Below are 20037 nucleotides of genomic sequence, written 5' to 3'. Positions count from 1 at the left end.
AGCGATAGCGTTCGCCTTTGTCTGCAGGAAATACCCGCTACTAAGCGGCTTCTAATAAAATTTCCTGCAGACCCGGGGTCCCCGCAAAGTACCCAGACTAAGCTTCCCTGATTCAACTTCACTTTGTGGGGTGGAGCAGCGACCGGAAGTAGATACCCCACCCCTCGTACACCTCTATTACCTCAGTTGACTACTTTCTCAACAAACTCAAATAGGTTATTTTTAACCTATCAAGCAATGTGGTAATATGAAGAAATCAAGGCCAAATCAGAGGAGTTGTCTTCATGTCCATTCGTTATGCTTTGCTTTCTTTATTGGCGCGTGAGCCGCTAAGCGGTTACGATATCAAGCAGCAAATGAACGACCGGTTCGGCCCCTTTTGGAAAGTGGGCAGCAATCAGGTGTATCCCGAATTGTCCAAAATGGAAGGAGAAGGTCTGGTCAAGCTGCAAGGCATCGAGCAGCAGGCCAACCGCCCCGCCCGCAAATTGTACGAAATTACGGAAGCCGGCCGGGACGCCCTCATCCAGTGGACGCTCGAATCGGGGGAGCTGGAGAGAATCCGCGACGATTTTTTGTTGAAGGCCTACAATATTTGGCTTGTCGATCCCGAGCGGATGATCGGACGACTCGAGGAAATCAAGAGGCAGCATGAAGAAAGACTGGCTGCGTACGAGAAAAAAGTTGCGGAGCTGCAAGCCATGCTTACCACGTCTGATAGCAGGGACCCGATTGCCGCCACCATCTCGGTCGTCGAGTTCGGCATTCGATATGAGCGCCTGTATATGGACTGGTGCGATCAATTAATCCAAAAAATGTAGCGCCAAGCAGCATTCCGGCGCGAGGAGCGGCTCTGCGATGGACACTAATCAGCTTCAACGGATGCGCAGCTATCTGGACAATACGCAAATGACGGTGATGATGGCCTACTACTCCAAGGTAGGGCCGAATTGGCGGAGCATCAACGAGCTGCCGGATGTGAACCGGCTTTATTATATACGCGAGGGGGAAGGGTGGATTCGGCTGCGCGATCGGCTCTACCACCCGAAGCCGGGACAATTGCTGCTGCTGCCGGCCGGGATGCGGCTATCGTTCGGCCGGCTCGGCGACAACGGCTTCGGCAAATATTGGTGCCATTTTACGGCAACGGTTGGAGACGTAAACCTGTTTCAAATGCTGGAGCTGCCCCACTGCATCGACGTGCAGGACGAGGCCGGGCTTGAGAAGCAGTTCCAGGACTTGATCGGGCTGTACAACGATCCGTCGCTGACGGCTCCACTGCGCATCAAATCGGTGCTGCTGGAGATCGTTTCCGGGTATATGGATGGAGTGCTGGAGCGGGAGCGGGGGCTGCGACTTGCGCCGATGTCCGAAACGGGAAAAATCAACACGGTGCTCCACTACGTGGACGAGCATCTGCAGGAACGGATCACGGTTGAAGAACTGGCGCGGCTCGTGCATTTTCATCCCAATTACTTCATGCAATATTTCAAAACAATGCTGGGGCTTTCTCCGATTGCCTACATTAACCGCAAGCGGATGGATAAAGCGAAGGAACTGCTGTCTGCTACCGAATTGACGGTGACGGATGTAGCCGAGAAGGTCGGACTCGAGCTGTATTATTTCTCCCGCGTCTTCAAAAAGCAGACCGGCCTGTCCCCGAGCGAATACCGCAAGCAATTCGCAAGGCGCGGGCCGGCGGCAGAGGGGATGAACGGTGGGGAGACCTCGTAAGCCGGGCCCGGGCGTAGGCGGCGTGCCCATCGAAATCAAAGCGCTCTCTCTTCGGTGGTATAGATTGACCGGCTGTTTCCAGCCGGTCTCTTATGCGACAATTCCGTTCCCATCCAAAGATCAAGGCTTCCGCTTGCTGTCCGCTTCGTATGGTTCCCGTTTAAACCGGTTCGGCGTGAGGCCGACCTGTTTCTTGAACAATTGACAAAAATACGAGAAGTTGCCAAGCCCGACCGCCCGGCCGATGTCCTGTACCGGCTTATCGGTGGTCCGCAGCAGCCAGCACGCTTGCCGGATGCGGCGCGCCGTCAAATATTCGGTGATGCTGCTGCCTACCGATTGCCGGAAGACGGCGGATACGTGATTCGGGGACAAATGAATCTCCTGCGCGAGCCGTTCCAGCTCGAAGGGCTCCATGTAATGCTGTTCGATCCAAGCCATAATTTTCTCGGCGGTGGCCGATGCTTTAGGGAGCGCGGGACGTTCCGTCAGCGGTGAGCCGGCGGGTTCCGCCGCCGCTTTCAAGTGATGCACGAACGCGGTCAGGAACAGCAGCTGTTCTTCCAGCAGCAGCTCGGAGTCCTCCTTGGGCGCAAGGCGGGGAAGATGGGAGCGGAGCAGCGCGTCCATGGCGGCGGGTTCCGGCGTCCGGTACACCTGGGGGGCCAGCGGGTCTTTCCACAGCGATTGGAAAAAAGCCCGAAGTCCGGGAAACGGAGCGAGCGTCTCGTCGAGCACGGCGGGTTCGAACACGAACAAAGAGCGCACATACGGCTGCTTGGGCAGCTCGCCGATCCGGATGCGATGCAATTGAAACGGCTTGAAGCAAAAGACGGTGCCGGGGGACATCTGGAAAATTTGTTGTTCTACAACGGCAGTTCCTTGCCCTTCATGGACATATAAAAGCTCCATTCCCTGATGCGCGTGGTAGATTTCGACGAACTCGTTCGTCCGGTCTTTGTAAAACGATAGCTGCACGGGATGACGATTCAGGTTCAAGTAGTTCATCTGCTTCATGCGCGTGGACCTCCACCGTAATATAACAACATTTTATCATAAGAGCGCCAAACTATACGGGCGTTTTTTTTGTTATGCTGAAGGCATACTTTATTGGTTCGAAAGGGATGGCCTCACAATGATCAAACGGCGGTTAATCGAAGCATGGGAGCATTACCGGGGCAGCCTCGGCGGTCCGTGGGAAGTATGGCGGGCCGACAAGCTTCAAAATCACTACAATGTGCCGTGGCACAAGGTGGAGCTGCCGCATACGTACAATGCGCTCGACGTCATGGACCCGGACGATACATATTATCAGGGGCAGGGCTGGTACCGGACGAAATTGGCGGTAAACAATCCGTATCCGAACGGGCGGACGCTGCTGCATTTTGAAGGCGCCGGACAGCGTACGGATGTCTATGTGTATACGAGCAAGGTCGGCTCGCATCTCGGAGGCTATGACGAGTTCACGGTCGACATCACCGAGGCGGCGGCCGAAGCGGCGACTATCGAGCGGTATCAAGGGCTGGTCCCGGTGGCGGTCGCGTGCGACAACAGCCGGGAGCTGGAGACGATTCCGTCGGAGGCGAGCGATTTTAACCTGTATGGGGGCATTTACCGGTATTTGAATCTTGTGTATGTGCCTGCCGTGTCGCTTGCGCGGGTTCATGTGGAAGCGGATACGAGCCGCTTAGCGGCAGGGGATGGGAAGCAGAACTGTACCGTGAAAGTCAGAGCCAAGCTGTACAATCCGAATGCGCAGCGGGAGAGCCTCAAGCTGACGATCCGGCTGACGGACCGCGCTGGAGATGTGCTTGCGGAATCGAGCGTGAGCTGCCTGCCTTGGGAGGGCGAGAAGGAGCTGGCGGTCTACGAGCTGGCCGATCCGCACCTGTGGAGCACGGATGATCCGTACCTGTACGGCTGCAGCGTTCGGGCGGAAAGCGTACACGGCGAGACGGAGCTTGCGGAACGGTTCGGCGTCCGGTATTTCGAATTCGTCGAGCACGGCCCGTTCAAGCTGAACGGCGAGCGGCTTCTGCTTCGTGGGACGCATCGGCATGAGGATCATGCGGGCGCAGGACCGGCGATGACGGAGGAGATGATCCGCTACGAGATGCAGCTCATCAAGGAGATGGGCGCAAACTTCATCCGCCTCGGCCATTACCAGCAATCGCGTATCGTGCTGGAGCAGTGCGATGAGCTGGGCATTCTCGTCTGGGAGGAAATCCCATGGTGCCGCGGCGGTCTTGGTGGTGAAAGCTACCGGCAGCAGTGCCGGGACATGCTGACGGCGATGATCGAACAACATTACAATCATCCGTCGGTCATTCTGTGGGGACTCGGCAACGAGAACGATTGGGAGTGCGACTTCGACTATTTTGATCAGGAAGACATCCGCCGCTTCATGAAGGAGCTTCACGACCTGTCGCATCAGCTCGACCCGGGCCGGCTGACCTCGATCCGCCGCTGCGAGTTTTGCAAAGACATCGTCGACGTGTACTCGCCCTCCATTTGGGCGGGCTGGTATCGCGGCATTTACACCGATTACGAAGCAAGCTGCCGTTCGGCATTCGAGAATGTGCGCTCATTCTTCCATATAGAGTGGGGCGCGGATAATTTGCCGACCCGGCATGTGGAGAAGACGTACACGGGCTTCGAATTTATCCCCCGTGGCAACGGCACGACAGACGAGCGCGACGGCGACTACCTGCTGAGTGGCGGCGAGCCGCGTGTCTCCCGGGACGGCGATTGGTCCGAGACGTATTTTTGCGAAATGATCGACTGGTACTTGAAGTCGCAGGAGAACATGGATTGGCTGACTGGCGCGGCGCAGTGGTCGTTTAAAGATTTTGCGACGCCGGTGCGTCCGGATTCGCCGATTCCGTATTTGAACATGAAGGGGATCGTCGAACGCGATTTTACGAAAAAAGAAGCGTACTACGTCTTCCAATCATATTGGGCGACAAAACCGATGGTCCGCATCTACGGGCATTCCATGCCGGTCCGCTGGGGCGCGCCGGGCGAGCGGAAGACGATCAAGGTGTACTCCAACTGCGTGGAGGCGGAGCTGTTCCTGAACGGCCGGAGCCTCGGCGTGAAGAAGCGCGATTCGAAAAATTTCCCGGCCGCAGGCTTGCGTTGGGAGACAGCGCTGGAAGCGGGTATGAACCACGTAAAGGTCGTCGCGGTAAAAGACGGCGTGACCGTGGAGGACGAGCTGACCTTCGAGTACCAGACAGCAGTCTGGGGCGCCCCGGCGGAGCTGCGGCTGACGGCCGAGCCGCAGGCGGACGGACGGGTTTATGTGGAAGCACGGGCATACGATGCCCAGGGCGTGTTCTGCCCTGATGCGGCGGGCTTCGTCCGCTTCGGTCTTGCGGGCGACGGCCGGCTGCTGGACGGCCTCGGGACGATCCGCGGTTCACGGCTAGTCCAGCTCGCCACGGGGCGGGCCGGGATTTACATCGATCCACAGGGCGGCTTGCCGGCGGGTATCTCGGTCACGGACTTCGTCACGGCCGGAGGTCCGGCAGCGTCGCTTGCCGGCGGCAACAGCAAGTCTGGCGCAGGGCATCCGCGGGTGTCGGTGGTCAGTGCGGCTTGCGAAGGGATGGCTACGGCGTTTATTACGATATAAATCAATAGGAGGAGTTTCACGCATGACATCGATCGATACGAGCAAATGGGCGCAAGCGTCCGACCTGAAGGCGGCGCTCCCGGCGATTTGGGACGCTTTGCAGGTGAAGGTGGACCGGATGATCGGGCAGCTTGGAGAGAAATCGCCGCACGTGGCCAAAGCCGATGGTCTGTACGACGATATGCGGCTGGATTGGTGGACGGCCGGCTTTTGGCCGGGCATTCTGTGGATCATGTACGACATGACCGGAAAAGAACATTACCGGGAAGCCGCATGGGCTTGGGACGAAAAATTCGAGCAGAAAACGATTCAAGATAATAATTTCCACCATGACGTAGGGTTCCAGTTTCTTCCTACCTCCGTCATCAAATACAAGCTGACCGGCGACATGGACGCCAAGCGCCGCGGCTTGCAGGCTGCGAACTTCCTAGCGGGACGGTTCAATATTGCGGGCAGCTTCCTGCGTGCGTGGAATCAAGATAAGATCGGCTGGTCGATCGTCGATTCGTCGATGAACTTGTCCATCTTGTTCTGGGCGGCGCAGGAGATCGGCGATCCCCGCTTTGACCATATCGCCAGAGCGCATGCCGATACGGTCGTGAATAAGTTCATCCGCCCGGACGGCTCGGTGAACCACATTCTTAGCTTCGACCCGCAGACGGGTGAGCTGATCGAGCCGCTTGGCGGCCAAGGCCACGGGCCGGACTCGTCCTGGAGCCGCGGCGCTTCGTGGGCGCTGCACGGCATGGCGAACACGTACCGCTACACGGGCGACAAGCGGTATTTGTATGCGGCGCAGCAGGTGGCGCATTACTTCCTGGCCTGCCTGCCGGACGATCACGTGCCGCATTGGGATTTCCGCGCCGCCGACCCGCTCGACGACGAGCCGCGCGATACGTCCGCGGCGACATGCGCTGTTTCCGGCCTGATCGAGCTGGGCGCGGCGCTCCCGGGGGTTGAAGGCGCGGTGTACCGCCGAGCAGCGGAGCGCATCCTGCTCTCGCTGACGCGGCATTACGCGACGTGGGACCGTCCGGAGCACGAGGGTATTCTGCTCGCAGGAACAGGGAACAAACCGGCTGGGCAGAATATCGACGTCTCGTTGATCTACGGCGATTATTACTACGTGGAAGCTATCGCGAAGCTGCTCGGCTGGCAGAACCGGATTTTTTAGGCGATGGGGGAGGAGACTCTTACCTCCGCGCCTTGCTTGTTGCTAGTTGATTCGTTATGATAAGGTATACGAATTGGTTGTGAAGCACACACCGTCCATCTCCGGTAATGGGGATTGGGCGGTTTTTTATTTTTCCGGAGGTGGACTGGGGGATGAGATTTCAAGACGCTTACGAAGCTTTTTTGCATGCACATGTGCAGTCGGCAGCGGATGAGAGGCAGCGGCGGTTGAAGGAGGGGCTTGGACATGCGGAGAAGCTTTTTCTGCAGGAGGTGTGGTGGCCGGCTGTCGGACGTTTTGAGCACCTGCATCCGGAGTTCGAAGTTCATGATTTCAAGGATGGAACCCGCTACTTGGATTTTGCCTATCTGCGCCCGCCGTTCAAAGTATGCTTCGAAATCGACGGCTACGGTCCACATAGTCGGGATGCGAGCCGCTGGCAATTTGCCGACCAGCTTGTCAGACAGAACCATCTGGTGATCGACGATTGGAAGGTGCTTCGTTTTGCTTACGACGATATTAAAGAGAAGCCGCGGCGCTGTCAGCAAATGATCCAGCAGCTGATGGGCAGGTGGTTTGGGGACGAGAGTGTGCCGATCGCGTTGACCCTGAAGGAGAAAGAAATTGTGCGCTTGCTCCTTCATAAACAGCGGCAGGTGACCCCTGCGGAAGTGAGCCGGCACTTAGGGGTAAGTGTGCGGTATGCGCGGGAGCTGTTGCAGGGCCTTCTGAAGCGCCAGGTGCTGGTGCCGGCTTCGGGCACCGTGCGCGTTCGGGCTTACCTGCTGAATCCGCATGGGAAGCCGATGTTTTTGTAGCGGGAGTGCGGTTTTTAGCAGGTGATGGACAAATAGAGCATCTGGGATGCGCTAATTAGTTTCTTTTGGGTGGTCCCGGGCGTGTAGCGGAACTGGGATGCTTTATACGTGTCGAAAAATGTGCATGTCGTGCGGAAGAAGGCTGATAGAGGAAGTGTACTTCCTCTATTTTCGCAGACACCCCTAGTTCGGAGGGAATAAGTTACTTGAGTTCCTCTATTTTGTATGGAGCCCTTAAGCCGCTCGCCCTTGTCGGCGTATTGGATTCCCGTGCCCCCGTCGCTCCATACTTTAGGCCCATCAGCCCGCCGTCCCATCTCGCCAACTGCACTCTCCCGCCTGCGTCCCCCACCCGCTGTCTACGCCTGCGGTGCGGCTTCGCTAACACCGACACCGGCTTCGCCGCGCATCCGCTGCTTGAACTCCTTCGGCGAGCAGTGATTATGCCGCTTGAACAGCTTGTAGAACTGGGCCATGTTGGGGATGCCGACCTCGAAGCCGACCTCGACGATGCTCAGATCGCGCGTCAGCAGCAGGCGTTCGGCTTTTTTCACGCGCTTGTAGTTGACGTAATCGACGAAGGAGAGGCCCATCACCTTCTTAAAATACTTGATGAAATAGTGGTAGCTCAGGTTCAGCAGCCCGCACATGTCCTCCACGGCGATTTTCTCGCTCAGATGCCGGTCGACGTAATCGAGCGCCGGGCGGAGCCGGGTCAGCTCGGTGTCCTCCACGCCGCCGAGCACGCCCTCCGTGTCGGTGCGCATGAGCAGCAGCATCAGCCGCTTGATCGAAGCGCTGATAGCCAGCTCGTAGCCGCGCATCCGGCTTTGGGACTCTGCGAAGATATCCATGATGAGCGCGTACGCTTCCTGCCGCGCATCTGCGTTGTCGCGGAAAATATAATTCAGCTTCCACAGCGGCTGCGTCAGCTCCGAGAAGCAGTGCAGGTAAGGCATCGTGCTCTGGTCGAAATGCTGGGACAAATCGACCTGGAACACGATATAGCGAAGCCTCCCCGGATCGAGCTTGGCCGTCCGGTGGAGCTGCGAGGACCCGAGCACGATCAGATCGCCGGGACCGATGACGGTATACTCGTGCTTCGTCTGGATGCCGAGCCGCCCCTCGATGATGGCTAGAAATTCCACTTCCTTGTGGTAATGCCACCGGCATTTCTCCGAGAGGCCGTGGTGGGGCGAATCCGAGCAAATTTCCCATATTTTTAAGAACAGCAGCGGGTTCTGGTAAATAACCTCCTCCTCGCTGGCCGTTTCCATTGGCATTTCGACGACGGTTTTCATCGGTTCGCAGGCGCACCTCGCTTCGGTATATACAATAGCGGTAAGACATTTTTGAATAGATCGGTTTATAGCCTCTCTAGGCACATTATGTAATTCAGTATATCACGAAACGGACGTTGATGGCAGTTTTGCATACAGACGAAACAGGATTGGGAATATCTTTTTGCAAAGGGATTCACTATACTGTAAGAAACGCTTCAATTCCAATGTGGAGGGATTCTCATGAGCCAAAAACTGCGCGTAACCGTCTGGAACGAATTCCGTCATGAAAAAGAAAGCGAGATTGTGCGTTCCGTATATCCGAACGGCATTCACACGGCCATCGGCGAAGGGCTGGGCGCGGACTTCGAAGTAGCCCACGCGACGCTAGACGAGCCGGAGCATGGCTTGACCGAAGAAAAGCTGAACAACACCGACGTACTGATCTGGTGGGGTCATAAAGTCCATGGCGACGTTCAGGACGAAATCGTAGAGCGCGTGCATCAGCGCGTCCTGCACGGTATGGGGCTGATCGTGCTGCATTCGGGGCATTTTTCGAAAATTTTCAAAAAGCTCATGGGCACCGGCTGCGACCTCAAATGGCGCGAAGCCGACGAGAAAGAGCGCATCTGGGTCGTATCCCCGGGCCATCCGATCGTCGAAGGCATCGGCGAATATATCGAGCTGCCGGCCGAGGAAATGTACGGCGAGCATTTTGATATCCCGCAGCCGGACGAGCTGATTATGGTCAGCTGGTTTGAGGGCGGCGAGGTATTCCGCAGCGGCTGCACGTTCCATCGTGGACAAGGCAAAATCTTCTACTTCCGTCCGGGTCACGAAACGTACCCGACCTATTACAACGAGCAGGTGCGCCGCGTCATCCGCAATGCCGCCCAATGGGCCGCGCCAACGACGCGCGAGTATCCGAAATACGGCAACCACAAGCCGCTCGAAGCGATTAAAGGGAAAGCGAACGCTTAATTCTCGATCGCATAGCCATAAGAAAGACCGCCGCGAAAGTGCTGGTTTCCAGCCGTCGCAGCGGTCTTTTCGTCGTATTCCCCTTGTGCGAGGCAATGTCAGGCCTACCCCTTTTTCGAAGAGGCCATAATTTGGGCAGAGGTTTGAACGTAAGCTGTGGCGTCCCTGTCGGTCCCTGCACGTACCTGCCGGCCGTCAATTGTAAATTGTCCGAATTAACCATTCCCGCCTGCCGTCGCCTATCCCTGCTCGTCCTCGTCAACAGCCCACGCTTGGCTCACTCCTCCTCATTCGCATACGCTTAGGCTCATTCTTATCTGCCTTCGCTAGCTCATCCGCATCCGTTTTGTTATTCCGCCGCCTGACTCTCACCGTGACTGCCTTCGTTCGCTCTCCTGCTTTCGAACACCTCCCGAGCGACCGTGAAGATCGCGTTCAGCGCGACCGGGAATCCGGCGTAGATGATCATCTGCAGGATCGTTTCCACAATCTCTTCCTCGGTCCAGCCGACGTTAAGCGCTCCATTAATATAAAACCGCAATTGCTGCGTGTTCCCCAGTGCCGTCAAGCCCGCGACGGAGGCCAGCAAGCGGGATTTCAAATCCAATCCGGGACGGGAGAACAGCTGTCCGTAATTAAATTCGACGGCGAGCCTCCCTAGATCGGGAGCGGGGGAGTGCTTGAAGCTGTCGACAATAGCCTGATAATTTTCTTTATCGATTTGGGCTAAAATATCTAAGCCCCTTTGGTACGTTTGTTCGTGAGAAGATGACATAATAGAAGCTCCTTTTACCTTTATTATTAAATTCCAGACTTTTCCTCGGTGGTTCTCGCCCCATGCACTGGATTGCGTCGTCCGACCAGCCCGCCGAACGACGCGGCAACCATGAGCGATCCTGTGAGGCACACCATGCTCCACTGCCCGTGGCTCCACGCCAGTACTCCGAGATAGGAGCCTGCCGCGCCGCCCAAAAAGGCCGAAACCATGTACAAACCGTTCAACCGGCTGCGAGCTTCGGCAGACAGCGCGAAGATCCGCGCTTGGCAGGCGACTTGGTTCGCTTGCGTGCCGACGGTGAGCAGGAATGCGCCGAGCAGCAGGAATGGCAGCCGGTTGCTCGAAACCGCAAGAAGCAGGAACGAAGCCGCTACGACGAGCAGACACAGCAGGTTGGCAAACCACGCGCCTTTGCGGTCAATGATGCGTCCGACGACGGGCGAGGCAAACACGCCTCCGAAACCGACCAAACCCACGATACCGACGAATTCGCTTCCTAGCGAGTACTCGGGCGATTTCAGCAGGAACGCCAGGGTGGTCCAAAATACGCTGAACGCGCCGAACATCATGCCTTGACTCAAGCAAGCTTGCCGCAGGACGGGTTCCTTTAAAAATAACGGCCCCAAGGACCGCAAAAGCGCTCCGTACGTCAGAGCGCCGGACGGCTTGCTCCTCGGGAACTTCCAGCATACCCACCCGATGAGCAGCAGCATGCAGACGAGCGAAATCCAGTACATCGCCCGCCAGCCGAGCTGGGCGTCGACGATTCCGCTGAGCAGCCGGGCGCCGAAAATACCGAAGATGAGTCCGATAGCGACCTTACCCAGCACGTTGCCGCGCTGCCGGACATCGGCCAGCTCCGCGGCCCAGGGAAAGACGATCTGCGGGACAACGGTCGTCGCGCCGATCAGTAGATGGGCGGCAATCAGCCAGCTTGCGCTCGGTGCCAGCGCGGCCAACGCCAAGGCGAGGCTGACAAGACCAAGCAGCGCGATAATCAGCCGCCGCCGCTCCACCCGGTCCCCGAGCGGTACGAGAAACAGGTTACCGAGTGCATAGCCGATCTGAACCAACGTGGCCACCAGTCCGATCTGCACGTCGGTCGTCCGGAACGTATGCGCCATGCTCACCAATAGCGTCTGGTTGATATACACATTGGCTACGGTAAAACCACAGGTTACGGCCATAAGAAACACCAAGCCGCGTGTTAAAAGGGAACGTTGCGTCGCTTCAGCAACGGAAGCTTTCATCCGAATCACCTCCTTGTCCGGTGGATGGATTTCTTTACAACGTCATGTTATAGGAACTACAATCATCTAAATAGATTCTTGTTTATCCTAGTATTCGGAGTAACGGTTTTGGGAGGAGAAAGCCCTGTGATTCGTCAAGATCAGGAGCGGAGAAAAGAACTGGGGGATTTCCTGAAGTCCCGCCGAAGCCGGCTACTGCCCGCAGATTTCGGATTGCCGACAGGCCCCCGGCGCAAAGCCAAAGGGCTTCGGCGCGAAGAACTAGCTCAACTGGCCGGGGTAGGCTTGACGTGGTATACGTGGCTGGAGCAGGGGAGAGACATCCATGTGTCGGCCGAAGTATTGGAAAGCCTCGCCCAGGTGTTTCGTTTGAGCGTGGAGGAGCGGAATCACTTGTTCCTGCTGGCACATCAGCAGCTGCCGCCAGCCCAAGCCGCCATATCGCATAAAGACAAAGCGCATCCCGTGCTGCAAAATTTCATGGACCATTTTGCCGACTGCCCGGCTTACGTCACCGATCATCGCTGGGACGTCATCGCTTGGAATCAAGCGGCGTGCGTGGTGTTCGGCGATTTTAACCAGATGAACGATAAGGAGCGGAACGCGATCTGGCGCTGCTTTGCTTCGCCTGCATACCGGGCGCTGCTGGCGGATTGGGAAGACCACGCACAGCGGCTGCTGGCGCAATTCCGCTCGACCTGCAGCCGGTTCGTCGGTGAACCGTGGTTCAAGGCATTGGTCGAAGAATTAACAGAGCTTAGTCCGGAGTTCCGCACATGGTGGCCGAGACACGACATCTTCGGCACGCGGATCGGAAAAAAGGAAATGCGGCACCCCAAGGCGGGCACGCTGATCATGGAGCATATTACGTTCCAACTTTACGACGATCCGGATCTGAAGCTGACGCTGTATCGTCCGCTCCCCGACGGCGAGACCGACCGCAAGCTGGCCGGGCTGCTCCAAGAAGAGGCAGCAAAGGACCGTCCCGGCGCGACTGAACCGGTATGACCAACCGAGGGTGGCCGTGGCTGGGGATGCCCCCGGCGCCATTCACCTAAGCCATGGAACTAAAGCCCGAAACGGCATGCGTCAGCATGAACCGCGTCGGGCTTTTGTCTTTTCAGGATGACATTGGGGTGGGCCGGTTGCAGAGCGGACCCGTTTTGTTCGATAATAAAGCGAAAAAGCTTTTTGCCACGTATTGGAGTGAAATCGAATGATCGAGCCGCAGGAACAAATCGACCGCAAAGCCATCGTCGTCTGGAGATGGAGCGGATTCATCTCCTCGGCGGTCTCCGCCCTGCTGGCCGCCGCCGTATTTTATCTCGCGCATCGTTTTCATTGGCCCGGGTGGATTCCCGTTGTGCTTGCGGCGGGCGTGCTGGCGGAAATCGTCCTGACGGTTCTTGTCATGCCCGAGCTGCGCTGGAAACGGTGGCGATACGAGGTGCGGGAAGACGAAATTATGCTGCAGCAAGGGGTCATGTTCGTCAAGCGTACGCTTATTCCGATGGTACGCATCCAGCATGTCGATACGCATCAAGGTCCGCTGCTGCGGGCCTACGGGCTGGCGGGCATTACGTTCTCCACGGCGGCAGGTAGCCATCAGATCCCCGCGCTGACGAGCGAGACGGCGGAAGTGCTGCGCGTGCGGATTGCGGAGCTGGCGAAGGTGTCCCATGAAGACCTCTGAGGGAAGGCTTCACCCGTTTGCCGCCGTCCTGGTCTCGCTGCAGATCGTCAAAGGACTCATCGTGCCGCTTATCGTGATTTTTCTATCCAAGCATTCGCGTTACGGGTCGGGCGCCTCGCTCTATTTTCAGGTCGGCTGGAGCTTGGTTGCGCTGGTAGGCTCCATCGTATGGGGATTTTTGTCCTGGCGCCGGTTCCGGTATGAAGTGTCGGAAGAACAGCTTAAGGTGACGCAAGGCGTATTCGTGCAAAAAAAGACGTTCATCCCGCTGGAGCGCATCCAGTCCGTCGATGTGACGGAAGGGGTGCTGCACCGCTTGTTCGGGCTGGTCCGCGTCGAGGTGCAGACCGCCGGAGGCCAGAAGCCGGAGGCGGTGTTCTCGGCGCTTGCCCGCGGGGACGCCGCGCGGCTGCGAAGCATGCTGGAGCCGGGGAAAGCGTCTCACGGTCAAGGTCAAGGGCAGCCCGAGCCCGGGGTCTTATCTGCCGGAAGCGACCCTTCCAAGCTGCGGTTGACCTACAAGCTTCCGGTCGGAAGCTTGTTCGTCGCCGCGCTGACCACGGGCGGATTCGGGGTGTCCGTTTCTTTGCTGGCGGCGGCCATGGGCAAGCTCGACGAGCTGTTTCCGGACTTTCAGGTGTATCGTTACTTGTGGAATGCGCTCGATGCGGCGATGATCCCTTTGTTTGCACTGGGCATTGTGCTGCTGGCGTGGATGATCTCGGCCATTGCGTCCATCTTGAAGTTCGCAAACTTTACGATCACGCGCAAAGAAAACAAGCTGCTCCTGACCCGAGGCTTGCTGGAACGCCGGCAGGTGACCGTTCCGCTCCGCCGGATTCAGGCGATTCGCATTGTGGAAGAGCCGCTGTGGCAGCTATTCGGCTATTCGGCGCTTTATGTGGAAACCGTCAGCTATGGCGCGCAAAAGGGGGAGAACGCGCATTTGTTCCCGCTGCTTCGCAACCGCGAGATCGGCGAATTCGTGAGGCAGATGACGCCTCAATTCGAGGTTCCGGCTTCGCTGAAGCATCATGCGCTGCCGCGGCGGGCGCTGTGGTGCTATGCGCTGCCTGCTCCGCTCGTGCTGGCGCTGGCTGCGCTGGCCGCCGGTTTGATTACCCCGTGGGCTTATGCCGGGCTGCTGCTGTGTCCGCTCGTCATGGTCTGGCAATGGTGGAGGTACCGGAGCGCGGGCTGGAGCCGGGAAGGCCGGATGCTCGTCTTGCGCTTCCGCCGGTTGGCGAAGACGACGGCGGTCATTCCGCTGTCGCGGGTGCAATCCGTCAGCGTGGAGATCGGGCCGCTTCAGCGCAGGCTCGGCTTGTCTACCTTGCAGATTGCCGTGGCGTCGGGCGGACGCGGCGCATTTTTCCGCTTGGCGGGCTTGTCGGAGCAGGAGGCGCGGGAGCTGGCGCGCTGGTATATGGACCGGAATAAGCGATAGCCGCGTTAGCCGTTAGGCTTTTTCCCGGAAAACAAGCACGCATCGTCGCTATGGAAATGATTCGAAAAACGAACAAGCAGGAGTGAACTATCCAATGAGTAGCATCCGACCGAGCGGTCCCCAAGATCTCGATGTATTAGTTGAGCTGTGGCTGCAAGAATCCTTGACCGCCCATCCTTTTATCGATGCGGAATATTGGCGGACGAATGCGGAAGAGATGAAGACGAAGTATTTGCCGATGGCGGACACGGTTGTGATCGAGGAAGACGGACATGTCGCAGGGTTTGTATCCATGGTGGACGACTACCTGGCCGCCTTGTTTATCGACAGCAGGCATCACAAGAAAGGGCTGGGCAAGCAACTGCTCGACCATGTAAAACAAGACCGGACCGCGATCCGACTGCAGGTGTACCGCCAGAACGAGCGCGCCGTCCGCTTCTATGAGAAGCAAGGCTTCCGCATCGAAGAGGAAATGATCGACGAAGAGACGTCGACGGAAGAGTACCGGATGGTATGGATGAGGAATCATGAATAGATTGATATGAATCGAACAGGCTGCCGCGGGCAGCTTGAGCTTGTTGAGAAAGTGGTCAAATCGAGGTAATAGAGGTTACGAAGGGGTGGGTATCCACAGAGAAGGACGAGCGCTACCGCTCCTCCTGTAGATACCCCACCTCAGCTTTAATCCATTGATCACGGATATAAAACTTGAAACTGGTTGACTGTTCCCTTCTCCATGGACCAAACCTTTGTCATTTGATTGGTTTTCGGGTCGTAAATGGCAATGTTACGGGCAGGAACTTTTCTGCGCCCCTCACCACTCAACACAGGGGCATTTTTCAAAATTGCAGAAAAATAGATGCGGTTTCCATCTGAAGCGTATTGGGCATGCTTGATTCTCCTAAAAGTATCGGTATCACGAAAAACTTCTTCGTAGGAACCACTCTCCAAATTAAGCTTAAACACTAAGTTGAAAGAATTGGAATTTACCTGATCTGTTACTGTGAATAACGCATGCTTTCCATCGGGGGAAATCGAAATATCGAGAATATGCTTTTTTATGGTTGCGATCTCACGAAGTTTCCTGCCATCTTCAGAATAGAGAACAACACGGTAGGTAACAGGCGGCAATGCAACTTGATTCCGATTTGCATGTTGAAGAAGAGCCGTTTCTTCATCTAGGGAATGTTCCAGTGCGATAATCGTACGCGAAGCAGGAGAATAATCAAAGTAGTGAATTTCATTATTAGAATCGTTTTCGTTCCAAACGTTCATTTTTTTTGAATCGACATTGTACACGGCTAGCTGGGCATTATCACGCTTTGCCTGCACAACGCGCATAAATACTTGGGTATTATCCGCACTGCTCCGCATGTAGTCTACATTCCAAATTTTTGTGGGCTCCGTCAAAAGTTCCGACATGTTTCGTGGATTGATCGGCATCGCGTACCCAAACAATTCAATATAGTCGGGAGAGTCGTCACCGGTCTGATGAATCTTGCTCGTGTAAAGATTTTTTCCATCTCTGGATAATACCGCGGTTGGAAACACCGTATTTTTCCTTCGGAGAAGGGAGTTTGTTTCTTGTGTTCTGTAATTAAAAAGAATAAAGTTTACATTGTCAGTAGCTTCTTTTATATCTGAAGCCACAATAAACAACTGGTCTGAAGGGAGGGGCTCTTCTGCCATCACCGCATGGTAACTAAACGCCATCGCCAATACCGCGATTAAAGGACACCAAAGGAAGTATTTTTTCTTCACCATTTGACTAATCATGGAAATACGCTCCTTTTAACCATCCCTGTTCTCTGTTCACTCCGAGCACATTCTCAAATACGTGAGGGCGAATGTCTAACACAACGCCTGTATGAAGTCGTCCAACGTCTTTCTTTTTTAAGTAAGCGACTTTTCCGTTTTCAAGATTTTTCAGGACAACAGTACTCCCGTAAGGGGGATCATCAATCTCCTGATTTGTAGCGCATGTAAAATTATCAAGGGGAAATCCGCGTTCGTTTTTAGAATAGCCGCCTAACCCATACATCGAAACGTTCCCCTCCATAACCTCGCCATCTTTCGATGCAGGTTGTACAATTCCTAAAGCATATGGCATTGGTCTTCCAGGACTTTCCCCGCCGAAAGATACTCCTTTCATGTAGGAAGGTCTTCCGTCTACGCCGTATTCGACAGTAACTCCTTTTTTACCGCGCGGCAAATATTTATCTTTTTTTTCAGGGGGACGAACGGCTTCAGGATCGCTAAGGGATATGCCTTTTGCAAGCACCTCGTATTTATTATCCGCCACATAATGGATTACTGTTCCCGGATCCATCTTTTCTGGAATTCGCTCAGGCTGCGCATGTATCTTCGGAGTCCGAACGAAAAAGAATGTAGTAAATAGGAGCGCTAGAAGCACGCAGTACCTGATTATTTTTATACCCATGCAATACTTATCCCCTTTCAGAAATGTAAATTTATATAAGTTTTTCCTATATAATTTCCCCATTTTAGGTAAATATTATGTATAAATCAACCTAAGACCTCGTCATACGGTGAGATTCATGGGAGCATTTAGCCTTACTATATGTTCGGGCAAATATCTGTACCGTCTCCAGTACCAAACGAGCTCAAAAAAAACAGAGCTTTGTCAACACTCTCGAAGCTGCCGCGGGCAGCTTTTTTCTTTGTCGGCTTGTGGTTGGATTAGGCTTTCCGTGTCGGATTATATGTCGTCACAAAAATGTAATGAAAATATTTATTGTGTACTATTTGATTATATGTTATACAATATATATATAGACGTTGCAAAACCAACAGCAAGCTTGGGAGGGGTACCGGAATGACAGGAACGATTGGCGTAAGCGGGATGGGAAGAATCGGCAGATTGCTGGTTCGCCGCGCTTTTGATACGGATGACAACGGGATGGGCCTGCAAGCGATTAACTCACTATACCCAGCGGGCACGATTGCCCATTTGCTCAAATATGACACCATACATGGAACATGGAAGGCCGATATCCGTGAGGAAGGAAACGATCTGATCATTAACGGCAAGCGCATCCGCATCGTGTTCGAGCGCGACCCGGCGGCCATTTCGTGGAAAGACCTCGGCGTGGATCTGGCCATCGACGCCACAGGCAAGTTCAACGACCGGGAAGGCGCTTCGCGGCACCTGACGGCGGGCGCGAGCAAGGTGCTGATTACGGCGCCGGGCAAGCGCATGGATTTGACGGTCGTCATGGGCGTTAACGACAGCCGCTACAACGCCAAGGAGCACACGCTGCTGTCCGCCGCGTCCTGCACGACGAACTGCGTCGCTCCCGTGCTGCATGTGCTGGATCAGGCGTTTCAAGTGAAGAACGGCTGGATGACCACCGTTCATTCGTACACGAACGACCAGAAGCACATGGACAATCCGCATTCCGATTTGCGCCGCGCGCGCGCCTGCACGCAGTCGATCATTCCGACGAGCACGGGCGTAGGCAAAGCGCTGATTGACGTGCTGCCGCATCTTGCGCCGCACGTGAACGGCATCTCGGTCCGCGTCCCGACGCCGGACGTTTCGCTGGTCGACCTCACCGTACAGGTGAAGCGGCCGGTTCGCCTGGAGGAAGTGCAGGCGGCGTTCCGCCAAGCTGCGGAAGGCCCGATGGCCCGCTATTTGGGCTACAGCAACGAGCCGCTCGTCTCTTCGGATTTTATTGGCTGCGATCAATCGGCGGTTATTGACGGCCAGTCGCTGATGGTGGCTGAGGATCAGATCAAAGTGCTGGCTTGGTACGATAACGAATGGGCGTATGCGAGCCGGGTAATGGATTTGGCGAAAGTTGTTTCCGAAACCATGAAAAAGGAGAGCGATGAAGCGTGGAAAGAAGCCCTCGTGTAGCGGAGAAGGAAGTGCACCTCGGGACGATTCTGTGCAAGCATTGCCATCAAGTCATCGGTACGCAGGATACGCGAAAAGTTACGGTCTATTACAGCGAGTGTAGTCATGAGCAATGCTTGGACGGCCGGGGACGCTCCCTGGCAGCGGACGGGTCCGCTGTCGCCTCAACCGGATCGCACACCGTCTTCGAAGCTTGACGCGCCTGTTCGATATAAACAGCCAGATCAACTAGCAGCATGAGAAAAAAGCCGGACCGGCCCTGCGACGAGCTTACAGCGTCGCGGGAGCCTGCCGGCTTTTTGTGGTTCGGGTTCATGCTTTGGCGTGCTGGACTAAGGCTTACCAGCTACGCGTATATTGCTTGGGCGGGGCGAGCTCCGCACGCAATTGCTTGGCGGCGGTGCGGGCCCAGAACGGATCGCGCAGCAGTTCGCGGCCGAGGAAGATCAGGTCGGCGCGGCCGTTCTGCAAAATCTCCTCCGCCTGCTCGGCCTGCGTAATCAAGCCGACGGCTCCGGTCGGTACGTCGGCGCCGCGGCGGATCTGCTCCGCAAACGGAACCTGGTAACCCGGATATACCTTCGGTGGACCACTGACGACGGCGCCAGAGCTGACGTCGATCAAGTCGACGCCTTGCGTTTTCATCAAGCGGGCGTAGTAGACGTAATCTTCCGGCGTGAGGCCTTCCGGATGGTAATCGTGCGCAGAGATGCGGACAAGCAGCGGTCCGTCCCACACGGTCTTGACGCTGTCGATAATTTCGCGCAGGAAACGGTAGCGGCCGTCGCGGTCTCCGCCGTATTCGTCCTCACGGCGGTTCGACAGCGGCGACAGGAACTCATTGATCAGGTAGCCGTGCGCGGCATGGATCTCGACGACGTCGAAGTCCGCTTCCTTCGCCCGCGCGGCGGCAGCCTTGAACGCTTCGACCGTCTCGGCGATCTGCTGCGCGGTCATCGCTTCCGGCGTTTTCGACTTGTCGTCGAACGGAATCGCCGACGGCGCCAGAATCGGTCCGTCCAGCACGGCTTTACGCCCGGCATGGGCAAGCTGGATGCCGATGTGGGAGCCTTGTCCGTGCACGAGCCCGGTCAGCTCGCGCAGGCCCAGCACCTGATCGTCGCTCCAAATGCCAAGGTCGTAAGGTGAGATGCGCCCCTGAGGGGTGACGGCCGACGCTTCCACGATGATGAGTCCGACTTGGCCCACGGCGCGGGCCGGATAATGGATTTTGTGCCAATCCGTGACGCGGCCGGTTTCATCGAAGCAGGAGTACATGCACATCGGCGACATGACAATCCGGTTTTTGAGCGTCAGCTTTTGCAGCGGGTAAGAAGTGAACAGCATGCGTTTTCCACATCC

The 20037-nt window shown here is 56.2% G+C and carries 19 protein-coding genes; 12 read left to right on the top strand and 7 right to left on the bottom strand.

The window, feature by feature from the left end; all coding sequences use genetic code 11:
* Nucleotides 1-284: 284 nt before the first annotated feature.
* Together ET33_RS33520 and ET33_RS33515 are read left to right on the top strand one after the other, a co-directional pair.
* Entirely contained in the window at nt 285-821 is a 537-nt protein-coding gene (locus tag ET33_RS33520) for a PadR family transcriptional regulator (RefSeq protein ID WP_036692774.1), read from the top strand.
* Between the two features lie 37 nt (nt 822-858).
* A complete protein-coding gene (locus ET33_RS33515) occupies nt 859-1734 on the top strand; it encodes a helix-turn-helix domain-containing protein (RefSeq protein ID WP_036692771.1) in 876 nt (291 codons plus the stop codon).
* A 120-nt stretch (nt 1735-1854) separates the two neighbouring features.
* On the opposite strand, the gene ET33_RS33510 is transcribed toward ET33_RS33515, so the two are convergent.
* On the bottom strand, nt 1855-2751 hold the full coding sequence (locus ET33_RS33510) for an AraC family transcriptional regulator (protein WP_036692767.1): 897 nt from the start codon (nt 2749-2751) through the stop codon (nt 1855-1857).
* 118 nt (nt 2752-2869) lie between these two features.
* Here ET33_RS33510 and ET33_RS33505 point away from each other — a divergent pair, with 118 nt between their 5' ends.
* From ET33_RS33505 to ET33_RS33495, 3 genes are all read left to right on the top strand, one after another.
* A complete protein-coding gene (locus ET33_RS33505) occupies nt 2870-5371 on the top strand; it encodes a glycoside hydrolase family 2 protein (RefSeq protein WP_036692765.1) in 2502 nt (833 codons plus the stop codon).
* 22 nt (nt 5372-5393) lie between these two features.
* The gene (locus ET33_RS33500; RefSeq protein ID WP_036692762.1) at nt 5394-6545 is read left to right on the top strand and encodes a glycoside hydrolase family 88 protein; all 1152 of its coding nucleotides are present in this window, start codon (nt 5394-5396) and stop codon (nt 6543-6545) included.
* 152 nt (nt 6546-6697) lie between these two features.
* A complete protein-coding gene (locus ET33_RS33495) occupies nt 6698-7363 on the top strand; it encodes a hypothetical protein (RefSeq protein WP_036692760.1) in 666 nt (221 codons plus the stop codon).
* A gap of 359 nt (nt 7364-7722) precedes the next feature.
* Here the strand turns inward: ET33_RS33495 and ET33_RS33490 are convergent, their stop codons facing one another.
* On the bottom strand, nt 7723-8664 hold the full coding sequence (locus ET33_RS33490) for a helix-turn-helix domain-containing protein (protein WP_036692758.1): 942 nt from the start codon (nt 8662-8664) through the stop codon (nt 7723-7725).
* Nucleotides 8665-8886: 222 nt separating this feature from the next.
* Here ET33_RS33490 and ET33_RS33485 point away from each other — a divergent pair, with 222 nt between their 5' ends.
* Nucleotides 8887-9624: a ThuA domain-containing protein gene (locus ET33_RS33485; RefSeq protein ID WP_036692754.1), complete on the top strand. Its 738-nt coding sequence runs from the start codon at nt 8887-8889 to the stop codon at nt 9622-9624.
* 349 nt (nt 9625-9973) lie between these two features.
* On the opposite strand, the gene ET33_RS33480 is transcribed toward ET33_RS33485, so the two are convergent.
* Nucleotides 9974-10399: a carboxymuconolactone decarboxylase family protein gene (locus tag ET33_RS33480; protein WP_051775979.1), complete on the bottom strand. Its 426-nt coding sequence runs from the start codon at nt 10397-10399 to the stop codon at nt 9974-9976.
* Between the two features lie 26 nt (nt 10400-10425).
* The gene (locus tag ET33_RS33475; protein ID WP_051775977.1) at nt 10426-11652 is read right to left on the bottom strand and encodes an MFS transporter; all 1227 of its coding nucleotides are present in this window, start codon (nt 11650-11652) and stop codon (nt 10426-10428) included.
* A gap of 129 nt (nt 11653-11781) precedes the next feature.
* Here ET33_RS33475 and ET33_RS33470 point away from each other — a divergent pair, with 129 nt between their 5' ends.
* The 4 genes from ET33_RS33470 to ET33_RS33455 all read left to right on the top strand — a co-directional run bounded on the left by ET33_RS33470 (nt 11782) and on the right by ET33_RS33455 (nt 15327).
* Complete coding sequence (locus ET33_RS33470) at nt 11782-12660, top strand: helix-turn-helix transcriptional regulator (RefSeq protein WP_051775981.1); 879 nt, start codon at nt 11782-11784, stop codon at nt 12658-12660.
* Nucleotides 12661-12868: 208 nt separating this feature from the next.
* A complete protein-coding gene (locus ET33_RS33465) occupies nt 12869-13345 on the top strand; it encodes a PH domain-containing protein (RefSeq protein ID WP_036692750.1) in 477 nt (158 codons plus the stop codon).
* Nucleotides 13332-14792: a PH domain-containing protein gene (locus ET33_RS36870; protein WP_051775975.1), complete on the top strand. Its 1461-nt coding sequence runs from the start codon at nt 13332-13334 to the stop codon at nt 14790-14792. Before ET33_RS33465 ends, ET33_RS36870 begins: the two co-directional genes overlap by 14 nt.
* Nucleotides 14793-14886: 94 nt before the next feature.
* A complete protein-coding gene (locus ET33_RS33455) occupies nt 14887-15327 on the top strand; it encodes an N-acetyltransferase (protein WP_036692746.1) in 441 nt (146 codons plus the stop codon).
* A 158-nt stretch (nt 15328-15485) separates the two neighbouring features.
* On the opposite strand, the gene ET33_RS33450 is transcribed toward ET33_RS33455, so the two are convergent.
* Together ET33_RS33450 and ET33_RS33445 are read right to left on the bottom strand one after the other, a co-directional pair.
* Nucleotides 15486-16568 (bottom strand): TolB-like translocation protein, encoded by a 1083-nt coding sequence (locus ET33_RS33450; protein ID WP_036692744.1) that lies wholly within the window; start codon nt 16566-16568, stop codon nt 15486-15488.
* Nucleotides 16561-17232, bottom strand: coding sequence for an RlpA-like double-psi beta-barrel domain-containing protein (locus tag ET33_RS33445; RefSeq protein ID WP_036692740.1), 672 nt, complete (start codon nt 17230-17232; stop codon nt 16561-16563). The genes ET33_RS33450 and ET33_RS33445 overlap by 8 nt, the downstream gene beginning before the upstream one ends.
* A 396-nt stretch (nt 17233-17628) precedes the next feature.
* Here ET33_RS33445 and gap point away from each other — a divergent pair, with 396 nt between their 5' ends.
* The gene (gene gap / locus ET33_RS33440; RefSeq protein WP_036692738.1) at nt 17629-18675 is read left to right on the top strand and encodes a type I glyceraldehyde-3-phosphate dehydrogenase; all 1047 of its coding nucleotides are present in this window, start codon (nt 17629-17631) and stop codon (nt 18673-18675) included.
* Nucleotides 18654-18872 (top strand): GapA-binding peptide SR1P, encoded by a 219-nt coding sequence (locus ET33_RS33435; RefSeq protein ID WP_036692736.1) that lies wholly within the window; start codon nt 18654-18656, stop codon nt 18870-18872. The genes gap and ET33_RS33435 overlap by 22 nt, the downstream gene beginning before the upstream one ends.
* Before the next feature lie 142 nt (nt 18873-19014).
* On the opposite strand, the gene namA is transcribed toward ET33_RS33435, so the two are convergent.
* A complete protein-coding gene (gene namA / locus ET33_RS33430) occupies nt 19015-20022 on the bottom strand; it encodes an NADPH dehydrogenase NamA (RefSeq protein ID WP_036692734.1) in 1008 nt (335 codons plus the stop codon).
* Nucleotides 20023-20037 lie beyond the last annotated feature (15 nt).

This window comes from Paenibacillus tyrphae (genome assembly GCF_000722545.1).
GTDB classification, from domain to species: Bacteria; Bacillota; Bacilli; order Paenibacillales; family NBRC-103111; genus Paenibacillus_G; species Paenibacillus_G tyrfis.
Note: the sequence above shows the minus strand (reverse complement) of the source record. Positions and strands in the feature narration are given on the sequence as shown.